The 16,652-nt window shown below is 36.8% G+C and carries 20 protein-coding genes; 19 read left to right on the top strand and 1 reads right to left on the bottom strand.

Translation table 11 applies throughout. The features are described from left to right. Nucleotides 1–39: 39 nt before the first annotated feature. From mscL to I5677_RS04685, 8 genes are all read left to right on the top strand, one after another. The gene (mscL, locus tag I5677_RS04650) at nt 40–492 is read left to right on the top strand and encodes a large conductance mechanosensitive channel protein MscL (RefSeq protein WP_197660405.1); all 453 of its coding nucleotides are present in this window, start codon (nt 40–42) and stop codon (nt 490–492) included. A 276-nt stretch (nt 493–768) separates the two neighbouring features. Then, nucleotides 769–1,806 carry a glycoside hydrolase family 5 protein gene (locus I5677_RS04655; RefSeq protein ID WP_197660406.1) on the top strand — a complete coding sequence of 346 codons (1,038 nt, stop codon included), beginning with the start codon at nt 769–771 and terminating at the stop codon, nt 1,804–1,806. A gap of 367 nt (nt 1,807–2,173) precedes the next feature. Next, nucleotides 2,174–2,692 (top strand): YqeG family HAD IIIA-type phosphatase, encoded by a 519-nt coding sequence (locus tag I5677_RS04660; protein ID WP_197660407.1) that lies wholly within the window; start codon nt 2,174–2,176, stop codon nt 2,690–2,692. Between the two features lie 51 nt (nt 2,693–2,743). Continuing rightward, complete coding sequence (locus tag I5677_RS04665) at nt 2,744–3,277, top strand: shikimate kinase (protein WP_197660408.1); 534 nt, start codon at nt 2,744–2,746, stop codon at nt 3,275–3,277. 28 nt (nt 3,278–3,305) lie between these two features. Then, the gene (gene aroQ, locus I5677_RS04670; RefSeq protein ID WP_197660409.1) at nt 3,306–3,746 is read left to right on the top strand and encodes a type II 3-dehydroquinate dehydratase; all 441 of its coding nucleotides are present in this window, start codon (nt 3,306–3,308) and stop codon (nt 3,744–3,746) included. Between the two features lie 206 nt (nt 3,747–3,952). Further along, the gene (locus tag I5677_RS04675) at nt 3,953–5,020 is read left to right on the top strand and encodes a M24 family metallopeptidase (RefSeq protein WP_197660410.1); all 1,068 of its coding nucleotides are present in this window, start codon (nt 3,953–3,955) and stop codon (nt 5,018–5,020) included. 117 nt (nt 5,021–5,137) lie between these two features. Continuing rightward, nucleotides 5,138–5,695, top strand: coding sequence for an elongation factor P (efp, locus tag I5677_RS04680; protein WP_197660411.1), 558 nt, complete (start codon nt 5,138–5,140; stop codon nt 5,693–5,695). 267 nt (nt 5,696–5,962) lie between these two features. Beyond that, a complete protein-coding gene (locus I5677_RS04685) occupies nt 5,963–6,850 on the top strand; it encodes a DMT family transporter (RefSeq protein WP_197660412.1) in 888 nt (295 codons plus the stop codon). A 200-nt stretch (nt 6,851–7,050) separates the two neighbouring features. Here the strand turns inward: I5677_RS04685 and I5677_RS04690 are convergent, their stop codons facing one another. Beyond that, nucleotides 7,051–7,827 (bottom strand): shikimate dehydrogenase family protein, encoded by a 777-nt coding sequence (locus I5677_RS04690; protein WP_197660413.1) that lies wholly within the window; start codon nt 7,825–7,827, stop codon nt 7,051–7,053. A 425-nt stretch (nt 7,828–8,252) separates the two neighbouring features. Between I5677_RS04690 and spoIIIAA the strand changes: the two genes are divergently transcribed. The 11 genes from spoIIIAA (at nt 8,253) to xseA (ending at nt 16,651) form a co-directional block, all read left to right on the top strand. Further along, complete coding sequence (spoIIIAA, locus tag I5677_RS04695) at nt 8,253–9,215, top strand: stage III sporulation protein AA (protein WP_197660414.1); 963 nt, start codon at nt 8,253–8,255, stop codon at nt 9,213–9,215. A gap of 26 nt (nt 9,216–9,241) precedes the next feature. Next, on the top strand, nt 9,242–9,766 hold the full coding sequence (locus I5677_RS04700) for a stage III sporulation protein AB (RefSeq protein ID WP_197660415.1): 525 nt from the start codon (nt 9,242–9,244) through the stop codon (nt 9,764–9,766). Nucleotides 9,767–9,857: 91 nt separating this feature from the next. After that, the gene (spoIIIAC, locus tag I5677_RS04705; RefSeq protein ID WP_197660416.1) at nt 9,858–10,058 is read left to right on the top strand and encodes a stage III sporulation protein AC; all 201 of its coding nucleotides are present in this window, start codon (nt 9,858–9,860) and stop codon (nt 10,056–10,058) included. A 100-nt stretch (nt 10,059–10,158) separates the two neighbouring features. Then, nucleotides 10,159–10,542 carry a SpoIIIAC/SpoIIIAD family protein gene (locus tag I5677_RS04710; RefSeq protein WP_197660417.1) on the top strand — a complete coding sequence of 128 codons (384 nt, stop codon included), beginning with the start codon at nt 10,159–10,161 and terminating at the stop codon, nt 10,540–10,542. Between the two features lie 80 nt (nt 10,543–10,622). After that, complete coding sequence (locus I5677_RS04715) at nt 10,623–11,783, top strand: stage III sporulation protein AE (protein ID WP_197660418.1); 1,161 nt, start codon at nt 10,623–10,625, stop codon at nt 11,781–11,783. Nucleotides 11,784–11,907: 124 nt separating this feature from the next. Continuing rightward, nucleotides 11,908–12,531, top strand: a complete 624-nt coding sequence (locus tag I5677_RS04720) for a stage III sporulation protein AF (RefSeq protein WP_197660419.1) — start codon at nt 11,908–11,910, stop codon at nt 12,529–12,531. A gap of 1 nt (nt 12,532) precedes the next feature. Then, nucleotides 12,533–13,135, top strand: a complete 603-nt coding sequence (locus I5677_RS04725) for a stage III sporulation protein AG (RefSeq protein WP_197660420.1) — start codon at nt 12,533–12,535, stop codon at nt 13,133–13,135. A 14-nt stretch (nt 13,136–13,149) separates the two neighbouring features. Continuing rightward, a complete protein-coding gene (locus I5677_RS04730; protein ID WP_197660421.1) occupies nt 13,150–13,974 on the top strand; it encodes a SpoIIIAH-like family protein in 825 nt (274 codons plus the stop codon). Between the two features lie 110 nt (nt 13,975–14,084). Then, the gene (locus tag I5677_RS04735) at nt 14,085–14,471 is read left to right on the top strand and encodes an Asp23/Gls24 family envelope stress response protein (RefSeq protein ID WP_197660422.1); all 387 of its coding nucleotides are present in this window, start codon (nt 14,085–14,087) and stop codon (nt 14,469–14,471) included. Nucleotides 14,472–14,879: 408 nt separating this feature from the next. Continuing rightward, entirely contained in the window at nt 14,880–15,275 is a 396-nt protein-coding gene (nusB, locus tag I5677_RS04740; protein WP_197660423.1) for a transcription antitermination factor NusB, read from the top strand. A 158-nt stretch (nt 15,276–15,433) separates the two neighbouring features. Continuing rightward, nucleotides 15,434–16,651 (top strand): exodeoxyribonuclease VII large subunit, encoded by a 1,218-nt coding sequence (xseA, locus tag I5677_RS04745; RefSeq protein ID WP_197660424.1) that lies wholly within the window; start codon nt 15,434–15,436, stop codon nt 16,649–16,651. Nucleotide 16,652 lies beyond the last annotated feature (1 nt).

Raw genomic sequence — 16,652 nt, forward strand, 5'->3', positions numbered from 1 at the left:
GTATTTAAGTAAACCGTGGTATAAGTATGGAGGAATATTATGTGGAAAGAATTTAAGAAATTTGCTTTGAAAGGAAATATGATTGATTTAGCAATCGGTATCATCATCGGCGGTGCTTTTAACGGGATTGTTAATTCTTTGGTGAATGATATTATTATGCCGGTATTAAGTGTATTTACAAAGAATATTGACTTTACTAATCTATTCATTACTCTTGATGGAAATGAATATGATACCCTGCAGGCAGCGAAGGATGCCGGTGCAGCAACGCTTAATTATGGACAGTTTATATCGAATATACTTAATTTTCTTATCATGGCGTTTGTGGTATTTTTAATTGTAAAATGGATTAACAAAATAAGAAAACCGGAGACTCCGTCAGCTCCTACAACGAAAAAATGTCCTCATTGCCAGTCTGATATTAATTTGAATGCTACAAAATGTCCCCAATGTACTGCGGATTTGGAAGGTAAGAAAAATGCAAATGTGTAAAAGTTATATAAGATAATGCATCTAAAATAATGTTATATACATTGTAAAAAATAAGTAATTTCATATACTTACCTTAAAGATATACGGAATTCTTTTTATATTAATCAAAGTGTTTTTTGTTATGTAACAAATCAAATTGAACAATGCACATTAATATCAGTACTATGTCGCAGGAACCATTGGTTTCTTATAGTATTATAGATTAATTGATATATATCATAAAACTTACAGCTTGAGCATAATTAACACAAAAACAAGATGAAGGGAAATTTAACTATGAAAACTTTTGATGGATTTATGGCAGGTGTTAATCTGGGAGGATGGATTTCACAGTTTAGGGAAGCGAATAAAGAGCACTTTACAACCTTTATTGTGGAAAAGGATATCAAACAGATCGCATCTTGGGGTATGGATCATGTTAGACTTCCAATTGATTACATGGTAATTGAGGATGATGATAATCCGTTTCAGTATAAGGAAGAGGGATTTGCGTATGTGGACCAATGTATCGAATGGTGTGAGGATAATAATCTGAATATCATTTTGGATTTACACAGGGCAGCGGGGTATGCATTCCATTCTTTGAAGGAAAACCGTTTATTTGAAGATGAGGTATTACAGCAAAGATATATATCCCTTTGGCAAGCTTTTGCAAAGCGATACAAGGATAAGGGGAGACATGTGGTATTTGAGCTTTTGAATGAAATAGTGGAACCTAACAGTGACAGGTGGAATGCTTTAAGTAAAAGAGCTGTGGAAGGTATAAGAGAGATTGATCAAAACAGAGTTATTATCATAGGCGGTAATTTTTATAACAGCGTGTTCACCTTAAATGAACTTAATCCAATTGAAGATAACAATCTGGTTTATACCTTTCATTTTTATGAACCCCATATTTTTACACACCAAAGGGCAAGCTGGGAGCCTCTGTTAAAAGATCTGGAATTTGTTGTTCCCTACCCCTCGGGGAAGGATACTTATAAAAAATACTTAGAAAAATCGGAAGAATTCAAGAAACGATATGGATTTACTTTTAAAGAGCTGGTAGATAAAGAGTATTTGCGAAGCTTACTTCAACCGGCACTGGAATTTGCGAAAGAAAGAGATGTCATGTTGTATTGCGGTGAGTACGGTGTAATCGAAAATGTACCAATGGAATATAACCTAAACTGGCATAGAGATATGTGCGATTTACTTTTAGATAATCAGATTGGACGAGCTGTATGGAGTTATAAACAGATGGATTTTCCTATGGTGGATACACATTCCATAGTAAGGAATGAGGAACTAGTTAAAATTGTTAGTAAAAGATAATTAACATAAAATATAGATAATTAAGGATAATAAAAAATAATAGTTTCTTCTTTGTATCATAGGAAGTGGTTTAGTAAAATAATATTTTTCTGGATAGACCTCCTGAATGTTACAAATGATGTTGAAAAACAAAGGGTTACTTTGGACTGAAATAAATAGCTCAGACTAAAGTAATCCTTTGTTTTTTCTGTTATATTCCTATTGATGCTGGATATCAGTGGTAAATCAGGAGTTTAGCACTTGTACATTTTTCCTTTCGTTGCTATAATAAATCAGGACCTATAAGTAAAAACTGCATATTATAGTAGTACAGGAAAGAATGTAAAGAACGTTCTACTCTTATATTAAAAGAATAGGTGGAGACAAAATGTTAAGAATGTTTTATCCGAAAAGAATAGCAGATTCCGCATATGTTATTGATTATAAGAAACTATATGAAGAAGGTTATCGTGGAATCATTTTTGATATTGACAATACTTTAGTGGAACACGGTGCGGATGCTGATCAAAGAGCAATTAATTTAATTGCACAAATCAAAAAAATTGGTTTTGAAGTATGTTTAATTTCCAATAATAAGGAGGAAAGAGTATCCCGCTTTAATCGGGAGATTAAGGTTCGTGTTATTCATAATGCTCAAAAGCCTGCAAAGAAGAATTTTATCAAAGCTACAAAATTAATGGGTACCAGTATAGATCATACGGTATTTATCGGGGATCAGTTATTTACAGATGTCTTTGGAGCCAATCGTGTTGGAATGATGACTTATTATGTGAAACCGATCGGACCGAAGGAAGAGATACAGATTGTACTAAAGCGTAAATTAGAAAGAGTTGTATTATACCATTATCGTAAGGATATCAAAGAGGGTAAAATTAAAGTACAATAGAGCAGGTTTCGTAGACAAGTGTTATGAACAATTCGATATTTGAGGGTTAGTATGAACAAGAGTTTAAAGCACAACATAATATTGATCGGATTTATGGGGTCGGGAAAGACCAGTGTGGGAGAACATCTGGCTAAAATGATGAATTACCGTTTCCAGGATACGGATTTATTGATTGAACAAAGGGAACGGGATACAATTAACCAAATCTTTCGTAACAAAGGTGAAGAGTACTTTCGAGATGTGGAAACAAACTTATTAACCGAGTTGCAAAACGGATTAAATAATACGGTTTTATCCACCGGAGGCGGTATGCCTTTAAGGGAAAAAAACAGGAAGCTTTTGAAGGAACTGGGCTATGTGGTATATCTCAGGGCGTCCAAAGAAACGACCGTGAAAAGGCTTAGAGGAGACACTTCAAGACCCCTGCTTTCCGGTGAGGAATTGGGGGAGAAGGTGAAACGACTTCTTAAGGTTCGTATTCCATACTATGAGAAGGCCGCCCATAAGATTATAATGACGGATGACAGATCTTTGGAAGAGATTTCAGTTCTGATTATGGAAGCATACTTAAAACAGATCTATTGATTATTATAGGAGATAAGGAGGATGGACGATGAAGCTTTTAGTGATTAACGGACCGAATTTAAATTTTCTCGGTATTAGAGAAAAAAGTGTATATGGAAAACAAGATTACAATTACATGTTGGAGCAAATTGATAATAAAGCAACGTCACTTGGTATAACAATTGATGTTTTCCAGAGTAACAGTGAAGGGGAAATCATTGATCGAATTCAGAAAGCATATTTTGATGAGGTAGATGGAGTTATCATCAATCCGGGAGCCTATACTCATTACAGTTATGCAATTCGTGATGCCTTAGCCTCGTTGTTGGTACCTAAAATTGAAGTACATATTTCGAATATCCACAAGAGAGAAGATTTTCGACATATTTCTGTCACAGCTGCCGGCTGTGATGGTCAGATTGCAGGGTTAGGGTTAAACGGATATCTGTTGGCTATTGATGGAATAATAAATATGCTTGAAAGTAATTAATAATATATTACTTAATAATGACTAGCGTATTCGATGATATTATGAGTCGATAATAATTAGATTTTTAAGATTACAAGAATTCGGATTATAAAATAAATCACTCATAATTAAAACAGGCTATAACTTCTGATTAATTATATAATATGTTATAGTAATATGAAAATGTTTTTATAAGAAATATAATTAGATAAACGGGAAGGTAAACAATGGACAATTATAAAAGAGTGCAAGAATTATTAAACGACTTAAGATTGGATGCAATCTTAATTTCAAATATGAATAATGTTCGTTATATTAGTGGTTATGCTGGAGATACAGGATATCTTTTTATCTCTCAAAAAAGACATGCTTTACTTACGGATTTTCGATATACCTATCAGGCGGAGAGGGAAGCGCTCGGGTATGAAATTATTACCATTGGAGATCATGGATATGAGGAAGCAATCAATGAAATGCTAAGAACAGACCAGATTGATACTTTGGGCTTTGAAGCAAACGATCTTCTTTATGCAAAATATCAAGGCTTTAAAGACAAGTTAGAAGTGAAAGAATTAATACCTATTAAGGATGAAGTGACCCGATTACGACGGATTAAGACACCTCAGGAGTTAGAGTACCTCAAACAAGCAGAAGCAATTGGAGATAAGGTGTTTTCCGAAATATTAGATTTTATTAAACCCGGTATGACAGAACTTGAGGTGGCCGCTAGAATTGAATACCTGCTGAAAACAAAAGGTGGACAAGGTCTAAGCTTTCATGCAATTGTTGCATCCGGAATTAATTCCTCTATGCCCCATGCGGTTCCAACACAAAAGAAGATTGAAGTGGGGGATTTTCTGACTATGGATTTTGGTTGTATTTATGAAGGATACTGTTCCGATATGACCAGAACGATTGTTATCGGTAAAGCAACGGATAAACAAAAAGGTATTTATAATAAAGTGCTGGAAGCTCAGGAGGCAGCCTTGGCGGTGATAAAAGCCGGATTAACCGGTAGGGAAGTGGATAAAGTTGCTAGAGATATCATATATCAAGCCGGATACGAAGGATGCTTTGGCCATGGCTTAGGTCATGGGGTGGGTCTGTTTATTCATGAAAGTCCCAGATTATCAGCGATGGAAGATGAGATTTTGCAACCCGGTATGGTAGAAACTGTAGAACCGGGTATCTACCTAAAAGGTTACGGTGGCGTTCGAATCGAAGATATGGTTGTAGTAACAAAAACCGGTTATGAAAATTTCACTTTCTCAGAAAAAAAATTAATAGAATTGTAATAACTGAAAATAAATGACAATTTATTGAGGCAAAGAGGGTAAGAAAAAAAACAGTTGCAAATATTGTCGGTTTATTATACACTAAAATGTAGTCAATTTTAAGGAGGAGTATCGAGTATGGTTTCAGCAGGCGATTTTAGAAATGGCTTGACAGTTGAAATAGACAATCAAGTTTATCAAATCATTGAGTTTCAACATGTAAAACCAGGTAAAGGCGCAGCATTTGTAAGAACAAAATTAAGGAATATTAAAAATGGTGGTGTGGTTGAAAAAACCTTCCGTCCGACTGAAAAATATCCGCAGGCTCATATCGAAAGAAGTGATATGCAGTATTTATATTCTGACGGTGAATTGTATCATTTTATGAACGTTGATACTTATGACCAGATTGCTATGAATAAAGAGGCAATTGGTGATTCACTCGAGTTTGTAAAAGAAAATGAAATGGTTAAGATGCTTTCCCATGGCGGACAGGTATTTGCAATTGAACCTCCGTTATTCGTAGAGCTTGTTATCACAGATACAGAACCCGGATTTAAAGGAGATACTGCTACCGGAGCAACAAAACCGGCGGTTGTAGAGACAGGTGCTACAGTTTATGTTCCTTTGTTTGTTGAGCAGGGTGATAAAATAAGTATTGATACAAGAACCGGCGAATACATGAAGAGAGTGTAGTCAACGAATGCTTGATAGGTGTAGAGAGCTGTATGATGTAAGGATTTTATGAGCGTATGCACTTATTGTATCATGAATATATGTATGTTAAGGCTGTTATAAGTAAACTGATGTATTTAATTACACAAGCAACTTATAACAGCCTCTTTACGCAATTATAAAAACTTATGTAGCATATATAATCCGGCAACAGGGAAGAAGTATAATCGGTGAAAATACAGAAAAAGAGTGATTTTGAGTACAGAGATTGGGCCAAAAGGAGATGACATGAAATCGAAATTATATCTGATCATTACTATGCTTTTGTTCGGGAGTATCGGACTTTTTGTAAAAAACATATCGCTACCCTCAAGTCAAATTGCTTTGGTAAGAGGGGTTGTTGGTAGTTTGTTTTTACTTATGGTTGCTTTACTGACTAAGAAAAAATTATCTATTCATTCCATAAAGAATAATCTACTCTTATTATTAGCAGCAGGGGCAGCCATTGGCTTTAATTGGATTTTTTTGTTTGAAGCTTATCGGTATACCACCATATCCAATGCGACTCTTAGTTACTATTTTGCCCCGGTTTTTGTCGCATTTATGGCTCCTTTCATCTTAAAAGAGAAAATGAATAAGACGAAAATACTATGTGTTTTGGTAGCTATGATCGGTATGTTTTTTATTGTTGAGATTAATAAAACAAGCGGCTTTCATAAAGATCAGTTATTAGGAATCGGTTATGGTCTGCTAGCTGCAATTCTTTATGCATCGGTAATACTTATGAATAAATTTGTAAAAAACATCTCAGGGTTAGAGACTACAATTATTCAACTATCTATGGCATCTGTCGTATTGCTCCCTTATATTATAATAACAAACCCAATAAATTTATCTGATATACCGGGAAAGTCAATGATATTACTGGTGACCGTTGGTCTCCTACATACAGGCCTTGCATATCTGCTTTATTTTGTTGCTATTCGAAACCTGAAGGCTCAAACCATCGCCTCTCTAAGTTATATTGATCCGATTTCAGCGATTATCATGTCCGGTATTATTCTTGGTGAGGTAATGAGTTGGCAGCAGATGCTTGGAGGCGTTTTAATATTGGGAGCAACCTTCTACAGCGAACTGTCAGGAATATCTGTATCAAAGAAATCACGAATATCATAAGTAATTATGAATCTTATAGGGGCTGTTACAACTCTTTAGTTTGTAACAGCCCCGTAATTTATAAGAAGGGAATCCGCTTATCGGTTCCTTTTCCAGCCAGGATGCGTTCTTACGCATAAGGATTTTTGTCGGTTTATCGACCGCGCTCAGCGCGAGAGTTACTAAAGCAAACTCTTTGCTCTAAATCTGCACCATCAGATTCATTCTACCTTACTATTTATCATAGCAAGGATCTCCATATAAATCTTTTGTATCTTGGACTCCGGTATAGGTCTATCCAGAAAATATTCCACGGCTTGCTTGGCCTGGGCCACTAACATCTCCAGTCCGGTAATAGCTTTCTTATGAAGTTCGATTGCCTGTAGAGTTAGCTTTGTTTGAAGAGGATTGAATATTACATCTACTACAGCTTCACATTCGATAAAGGTAGTCAAATCAAGAGGAGAAGCATCTATATTAGGATACATACCGAGGGGAGTAGTATTAATTATGATTTCGGTATCGGTATGTGTTTTATAGAAATCCTCATACGATATGCTAGTATCCGAAGGTTTTCTGCTGATTACCTGTATATCAGAGGCTCCAAGATGTTCCAGGGCTGCAAAGGCCGTCTGTGAGGTTCCACCATTTCCAAGAATCGCACATTTCTTATCTTTAATTTGTATCTTATTATTTCTTAGCATATATTCAATCCCGTAAAAATCAGTATTATAACCGATGAAACGTCCGGATTTGTTCACAATGGTATTAACAGCACCAATCCTCTTGGCAAGAGGATGCATCTCGTCCAGGTAAGGGATTACGGCCTGCTTGTATGGTATTGTCACATTAATAGCAGTAAAATCCTTTTTTTGCATGAAAACTTTAAATTCTTCTTTGCTTAAGGGTATTAGATCGTAAGTATAATCTGCCAGCTTTTCATGAATGATTTTTGAATAGCTGTGTCCTAATTTTTCTCCAATTAAACCATATCGCATTCTATAACCTCATTTCAAACTTTTTATTTATTCGAATGTCATTTGTTACAACAAGTGGGTACTATATATATTAAGTAGACAACATTAAGGTTCAACATATAGTATTGCTAATACATACGTAAGAAGGATGACACTCTAATTATAGTTACATATTCTAAGAAAAAAGTACTATAGGAACAACTAGATGATATGTTATCCCGATTTTTACAGTGTGAAAAGAACGCCAAAGGGTAGGTAGGACAAGTATTCACGCTCTTTTTCGCTTTTTTCATTACATAAGTTATAAAAAAGAATAATATAACTTCTTTAATTTTGCAAATGTTTTCTTTCCATATATTCGGAATATTTTCGCATAGGGAGAATATATTGTTTTAGAAAGAAAGGTGGATAAGCCTTAATAGGTATCATAAAGGCAGGTGGGGATTATGAATACGAAAGACGAGCTACTAAAAATATTATCTCTTAAATTAAGAACAATCTTCGGAAAATTAAAGATAGATTTTGAGAAGCTTCAGGAGATCCGCCTTCGAATGAATGCCCCTCTTCTCATCATTTATGAAAATGTGGAGTATTTTATAACAGAGGAAGCTAAGTTGGTTAAAAATCCTACCTTGGCTGTCATCGTTACTAAGAATGAAATCCGTGAGACAATGGAATATATCAGTAATTATTCTCTTTATGCTTTTGAGGATGAGATAAAACAAGGATTTATCACGATTAACGGGGGACACCGCATTGGGATTGCTGGGAAAACAATCATTGAAGATGATGTCATTAAAGGAATGAAGCATATCTCCTTTATTAATATTCGTTTGGCCCATCAGGTTAAAGGATGTGCTGACCCGGTATTACCTTATCTGATTAATGAGAAGACCGATGGAATTTATCATACCTTAATCATATCTCCGCCCAGATGTGGAAAGACAACGCTTTTACGGGACATTATAAGGCAATTATCGGATGGTAATACATATTTATCAGGAAAGTCTATCGGAGTTGTGGACGAGCGTTCCGAAATCGGTGCCTGTTATATGGGTACGCCTCAGAATGAATTAGGAATTCGTACGGATATACTGGACTGCTGTCCGAAAGCAAAGGGTATGATGATGCTGATCCGTTCCATGTCCCCGCAAATAATTGCAGTAGATGAAATCGGTTCAAAGGAAGATTTAGAGGCAATTGATTATGTGATTGGCTGTGGCTGTAAGCTGATAGCAACTGTTCATGGAAGTTCTATCGAGGACATAAAGAGTAAACCGGTACTTAGTGAACTGGTGCAAAAAAAGTTGTTTGAGCGCTATGTGCTTCTTAGTAATGTCAATGGAATCGGTCACCTTGATGAAATATATGATACGGTAGGAAGAAAACTGTATGCAGATCATGCATAGGCCAATCGGTAAGGAGGACAAACATTATGTTGATAACAAAAATTATCGGATGCTTGCTTGTGATTATATCTACAACCGGTATGGGAATGTTTTTTAGTAACGAACTAAGATGCAGGATTGAGGATTTGAAAGAGTTAAAGAAGCTAATCCTGTTACTGCGCGGTGATATTCGATATGCCAATACCCCTCTTCCAGAAGCAATCAGCGGGATAGCAAGACGGCATAATGGAGGCTATGAAACTTTTTTATCAAAGGTATCATCCAAATTAAATGAACTGTCCGGGATCACTTTTTCGCAGATTTGGAAAGAGGCTGTGGAACAGGAGCTTACGAAAACCTCTTTAACAAAGAAGGACAAGTTACATCTGGTGCAATTTGGTGAAAGCCTTGGTTACCTGGATAAGGATATGCAGATGAATACATTAGATTTATATATAAATCAGCTGGAGGATGAGACCCTTGAACTATCGAAAACTGTAAAAGAGAAAGCATATCTTCTCAACAGTTTAGGCATCATGGCAGGCATTTTTATTTCAATTATTATGCTCTAAGGAAGACTAAGATTATATCATCTGTAGCGATGATATACATTATTATTAAGTACTTCCGGATAATTAATCCGGTGAAGGCATGGGGGTAAGTATGGATATCAATTTAATCTTAAGAATAGCCGTTGTTGGAATACTGGTTTCCATATTAAATCAGATACTTAAGCAATCCGGGAGAGATGAATTGGCATTTCTCACGAGTCTAGGAGGGTTGGTATTGGTATTGTTTTGGATGTTGCCGTACATAACGGATTTATTTATGACAATACAAAAGCTGTTTACCCTTTTTAACTAGTACGGCGATGTAAGCATTTAAACTGTGATTAGAATAGACGTACAGGTTTTCATAGGACAAGGTATTCAGAATTATTTACTATTTAGATACGGAGGGTAACATGATCAGAATAGCCATTCTAGGAATCGGAGCGGTGTTGGTAGCAATATTATTTAAAAAGGGGAAGGAAGAGTTTTCCCTCTATATTGCTATTGCAGCTTGTTTTTTAATTTTATTACTGGGAATTGGAAAACTGGAGGTGATCCTGGATGCAATCAATAAGCTTCAGGGTTATATACAGATAAACAAAGCATATATCGGTGTGTTGATAAAAATAATAGGGATTACCTATATTACGGAATTTGCATCTTCCTTATGTAAAGATTCAGGATATCAGTCTATCGGAGATCAAATCGAATTGGTAGGTAAGCTGACGATACTGGCTATCAGTATGCCAATACTGTTAGCGTTGTTAGAAACGATAGATAATTTCCTGAAAGCATAACTATGTGAGAGATGTCTTAGTATCTTTTTAGCGTCCTTACTTTTATGGTGAAAACCAGTAGTTTTTGAAAGGTGATATGGATGAAGGACAGGCATAGAAAATTAATATTATTTAACCTTAAAATCATGGCAGGAGTTCTTATGGCACTTGTAATTTTAATGTTTTATCTTGAAGAAGCGAAAGCGAGTACAACGTTATCGGAAGATATTAATTATACTGAAATTCAGGAAGTAATTGATGACATAATGGAGCATGGCAACGCCATTGATTTTAGGTCCTATGTAGACCGGCTGATGCAAGGAAAGGAAGCCTTCTCCCTTAACAATATCGGTACGCAGTTAATCCAGTCTATCAAAGGAGAGGTAAAAGCCAATTTGGGTACCTTTGCCAGGCTGATATCCATTGCTTTGATTGCTGCAATTTTTACCAATCTTTCTATGGCATTTAAGCATAATCAGGTATGCGAGACAGGCTATTATATTACCTACCTGTTATTGTTTGCTTTACTCATGAGCTCCTTTGTCTCCGCCTCCGTTATTGCGGCTTCCGCCATTGGTAATATACTGGATTTTATGAAAGTATTAGTGCCTGCTTACTGTATGTCCGTAGGCTTTGCATCAGGTAGCGCATCCTCTTTGGTGTATTATGAAGTCGCTTTATTTATGATTACCGTGGTTGATCTGGTTTTAATAAAAATAGTAATCCCCCTGATTAACTTCTATATGGTCATTATGCTGGCGAATAATTTGTCAAAGGAGGACATGCTATCAAAACTGGCGGGACTCTTTGAAACCATTATACGTTGGCTGTTAAAAAGCTTATTGGCAGCAGTAATTGGGTTTCAAGCGGTTCAAGGCCTTATTATACCGGTTGCTGACAGGGTAAAGCGGTCGGCACTTTTGAGGGCATCGCAGGCCATACCGGGAGTCGGAACGGCAATCGGAGGCGTCACCCAGACGGTGATAAGCGCAGGGGTCTTGTTGAAGAACTCCATTGGAGTCGCCGGACTGGTGATCATTATAATTATCTGTGCAATACCCTTATTAAAATTGATTGTAATAGCTTTAATCTATAAGTGTGGTAGCGCTGCACTGCAGCCGGTATCCGATAAGCGTATGATCGAATGCATCAGTGCTTCCGCTAAGTCAGCTGAAATGCTTTTACATACCTTGTTTGTCGGTGCGGTTTTATTCCTATTATCAATCACGATTGTAGCAGTAACGACCAGCGGTGCCATATAACTTCGTGAGTGATATTTCCCGCCAATTATGTTGCTGGAAAACCATAATGTGAAGCTGCGAATAACATCATAACATTCCTGATGTATGCTGATTTATATTCATAGGTTCCTTGGAGGCTGTAGAAATGAATGAAATATATGAATGGATAAAAAACATAGTAATTTACATGATTCTGAATACGATTATCATGAATCTGTTGGGAAACAGCAGCTATAAAAAGTACGTCAGTATCGTCTCCGGGATGATATTAGTGTTGATCGTTGTTTCACCGATTATGAGATTCTTAAAGATAGACGAAAAGATGGATTTTTATATCAGATCCAATGATTTTACGGTAGAAGCGTCGGCCTTTAAAAACGATCTGCAACGAATGGAGGAAAAACAGATGCAACAGATATTTGCAGAATATAAGGATAGAATTAAGGAACAGGTGAAGGTGATTCTGTCAGCAGAGGAACTTTATCTGGTCTCCTTTGATATCACATTTAACCTTGATACCCAAAGCAGTACTTTCGGGGAGATACAACGGATGGATATTACAGCAACAGGTACCAAATCGGAGGAAGAAAAAAGCTCAAAAATCATTATAGAAGAGGTTGAAATATCAGACATTAAAAGTGCTTTGCAAAAGGAGAAGGAAGTATCTCAGAAAGTGCCTTCCCCTGCTGAAATTAATATAAAAATTAAATTATCGGACTTCTATAATATAGGAGCAGATAATATAAATATTAGTATACAGGGAGGATAATATGGAGAAAATGAAAATATCTCTAAAGGAAATTGGCCTACCAAAGTTAGTTATGATCTTTGTTGCGGGTATTCTTCTCATATTATTATCTTTTCCAAATCTTTTTGGCTCAAAGGAAGCAAAGGATAAGGGTATAGCGGATGTGAGTGATTTGCTGCAGCAAAATGGTACGAATATGACAAGCCAGGATACGAATACCTATATAGAAGAAATGGAAAATAGGCTTGAAAATATCCTCAAAAAGGTATCCGGTATAGGCGAAGTAGAAGTAATGATAACTTTAAAAGCTTCTAAGGAGCAGATTCCCTTAAAGGATAGTCCTTATATGCAGGAAAGCTTAAATGAAGATGACGGGGAGGGCGGAAACAGAGCGAATAATAGTATTCAACGGGAAGAGAGTACCGTTCTGGTAACCAACGAGAATGGGAAAACGCAGCCTTACGTAATACAGGAACGTGAACCGATTGTGGAAGGTGTCCTTGTGATAGCTGAAGGCGGAGATAATGTTAGGATAATTAAAGACATTATGGAAGCTGCAGAGGTATTATTTGATGTACCTGTGCATAAGGTTAAAGTGATGAAGATGAGTGATGGGATAAAATGATCAGGAGGTTGAAAATGAAAAATATATTTAAAAAGAATCAAATCATAATTACTGCATTGGCCATTATGATTGTGATTGCCGGGTATCTCAGTTTTACGAATGATGATAAGCCGGAGGAACCGGGTACGGTAGAGACCACAAATCCGGACTTGGAAGAATTAGATGTTTTGGCTGGTCTGGATGGTCTTGATGTGGTACAAAATACCGATGACACTACAGATGCCAATGATACCACAGATGCTGATACTACTGATGAAACAGAAGTAACGAATGATACAACAGATGGTGATGTAAATGCAACAGAAGCAGATGATAATGATGAAACTACACCGGTTGATACAGAAGAGGGTACGACTGAACTGGGTGAACTATCAGACGATGATATTCTGGAAGCGGCTAGTGATGTTACAGATACAGGTGAACTGAATCTAAACGAGGATAGTGTTCCGGGAGAAGCCGTACTGGCAAGTACGAATATCAATGCCGGCTATTTCATTGAAAACAGATTACAAAGAGAGCAGATGAGAGCCAGAAATAAAGAAACCTTAAAAGAGTTATTTGAGAGCCCTGATGTAGCCGAAACCTTAAAGCAGGATGCAATCAATAGTTACATAGAAATAACCGCAATTGCAGAGAAAGAGAATGCAACGGAGATTTTACTCGAGGCAAGAGGTTTTGATGATACACTGGTTAGCATCAATAGCGGCAAAGTGGATGTTGTAGTAAATGCTGCCAGCTTAACCGATCAACAGCTTGCCATCATAGAAAATGCAGTGAAGGAAAAAACCGAAATAGAAGCGAAAAACATAACAATTATTCCGGTAGTCATGGAAGAATAAGCAAAAAAATTTATTTATAATTGCAAAAGTTGATTAATTTGGTATAATACTAATAAGAAAGAGAAGTTAAGAATGACCAGTTAATCATAGGAACTTAGGAGGTATTCGTCGTGAATAAGGAACCGGAAATTAGGAACACATATAAAATACATGAGAATGGTAAGGTTGGAGAAGTACAGATAGCAGATGAGGTTGTTGCAATCATTGCAGGTTTAGCAGCAACGGAGGTGAAAGGTGTATCTGCAACAAGCGGTAACGTAACCAATGAACTTGCCGGAAAATTAGGTAAGAAGAACTTATCTAAGGGAGTGAAGGTTCTGGTAAGTCCGGATGCTGTATCAGTAGATATGGCCTTAACCTTAGAATACGGATATGGTATTCCTGAAACTGCAAAGCAAGTGCAAGAAAAGGTGAAGTTGGCGATAGAGAATATGACCGGTTTGCAGGTCAAAGAAGTTAACATCAGAATCGCAGGTGTTAATATCGTAAAAGAGTAAATACTTACTAACAACCCTTAGATGAAAATTTAAGGGTTGTTTATTCGTGTTTATAAATAAAGGACTGAGATTTTAATGGTAGGATAAAATCAGTTTTACCTATAAATATGATCTGATATGATATTTACACCATGGCTTCGTATGACTCGTTGAAATTCACTAATAACTTTTTCTGATGGTAAAGCAGGTTCTAAAAACGCAAACTCTTCGCTTCGCTCGTCAAACAGTGCGATTGTTAGATACTAAACCATCTTCAAAAGTAATAAGTGAATTTATCAACTCGTCATAAGGCGCCATGCTATAAATATCCTACCTGATCATAATATAATATTAAGCACTGATTTTATTATACTTTAGTTAAAAATTTCAGATAATGATAATAACCTGATGGGTTAGGAGGAGTTAACATTGACAAGAAGAGAGATAAGGGAACACATATTTCTTATGCTGTTTCGCAAGGATTTTCATCAAAGCAGCGAATTAAAGGAACAAATGAATTATTATATATCGGAGTTACAAGAACCTACCGTATCGGAGTATGCTTACATGACAGATCGATTACAGGCAGTTGTGGACAAGCTGGATGAAATTGATTCGACTTTGTCAGAAGCAGCCAGCGGTTGGAAGTTAAATCGAATGGGTAAGGTGGATTTGACAATCTTAAGACTGGCCATCTTTGAAATGCGTTATGATGATGATATACCGGTAAAGGTAGCAATTAATGAAGCAGTCGAATTAGCTAAGAAATTCGGTGGAGATGAGTCTCCCGGCTTTGTGAACGGAGTATTAGCAAAACTGGCATAATATAATCGCGCAGTGTTAAGTGAAGTATAAGGAATTATAAAATCTAAGTTGTCGGACTCCTTTGTCATGTGCAATACTGAAAATATGATATAATTTCTCGCATAGTGATTAAAGTTATCAGTATAGGAACTGCCGTAACGGCAGTATGGAGGGTTAATATGAACCAAGCTTTAACGGTCACGGAGATTAACCAATATATAAAAAATATGTTTTTAAAGGATCGGGTCCTTAATCGTATCTACGTGAAAGGTGAGGTTTCAAACTGTAAATACCATACCTCCGGGCATATCTACTTTACCTTAAAGGATGCTCAGGGGCAATTAGCATGTGTAATGTTTGCCGGGCAGAGAAAAGGCCTTGCTTTTCGAATGGAGGAAGGACAGAGTGTTATTATCCTCGGAAGTATCAATGTGTATGAACGAGACGGTAAGTACCAGCTCTATGCCAGTGAAATTCGCTTGGATGGATTAGGAATTTTATATGAGAAATTTGAAAAACTGAAGAAGGAACTTGCGGAGGAAGGTCTGTTTAACCAGGCTCATAAAAAGCCAATTCCTCTTTATCCCCAAAAAGTTGGTATTGTAACTGCTTCCACCGGAGCAGCTATTCAGGATATTATTAATATCTCGAAGAGAAGAAATCCCTATGTACAGTTGATTTTATATCCGGCGCTGGTACAGGGAGCCGGGGCGGCCCAGAGTGTAGTGAAAGGTATCAATGTTTTGGACAAGCTGGGGGTTGACACTATCATCATTGGACGGGGCGGAGGTTCTATTGAGGATCTATGGGCCTTTAATGAAGAGATTGTAGCCAGAGCGGTCTATTCCTGTAAGACACCTATTATATCAGCAGTAGGACACGAAACAGATATTACAATCTCCGATTATGTTGCCGATCTTCGGGCGCCGACACCTTCGGCGGCGGCAGAACTGGCGGTCAATGATTATATGGCTTATCTTACGATGTTGCGGGATTATCAACGGAATATTACGAAGGCTTTAGGGCAGAAGATCACTTTGAACCAATCGAAATTGAAGGAATTTAAACTAAGGCTTTATTATGCAAGCCCCGCTTATCAGATTAAGCAGAAGAGACAGTTTATGATGGATATAGAGCAAAAGCTGCAAAACGGGATGAACCGTCGACTGCGGGACAGCAGGCACAGATTAGAATTATTCATTGCAAAGCTGGAGGGCTTATCTCCGTTGTCAAAGCTTAGTAAGGGTTATGCATTGGTAGTTGGAGAAGATAATAAGCCGATACATAGCATAGGTAAAGTTTCAAAAAGCCAACTGCTGACCATATCATTATTAGACGGGGATATTTTAACAAGGGTTGAGGAAACGAAAGCAATCGAAAGAGATAAAGGAGAATAAT

Origin of the sequence: Mobilitalea sibirica, assembly GCF_015999265.1 — a bacterium.
Lineage (GTDB): Bacteria > Bacillota > Clostridia > Lachnospirales > Lachnospiraceae > Mobilitalea > Mobilitalea sibirica.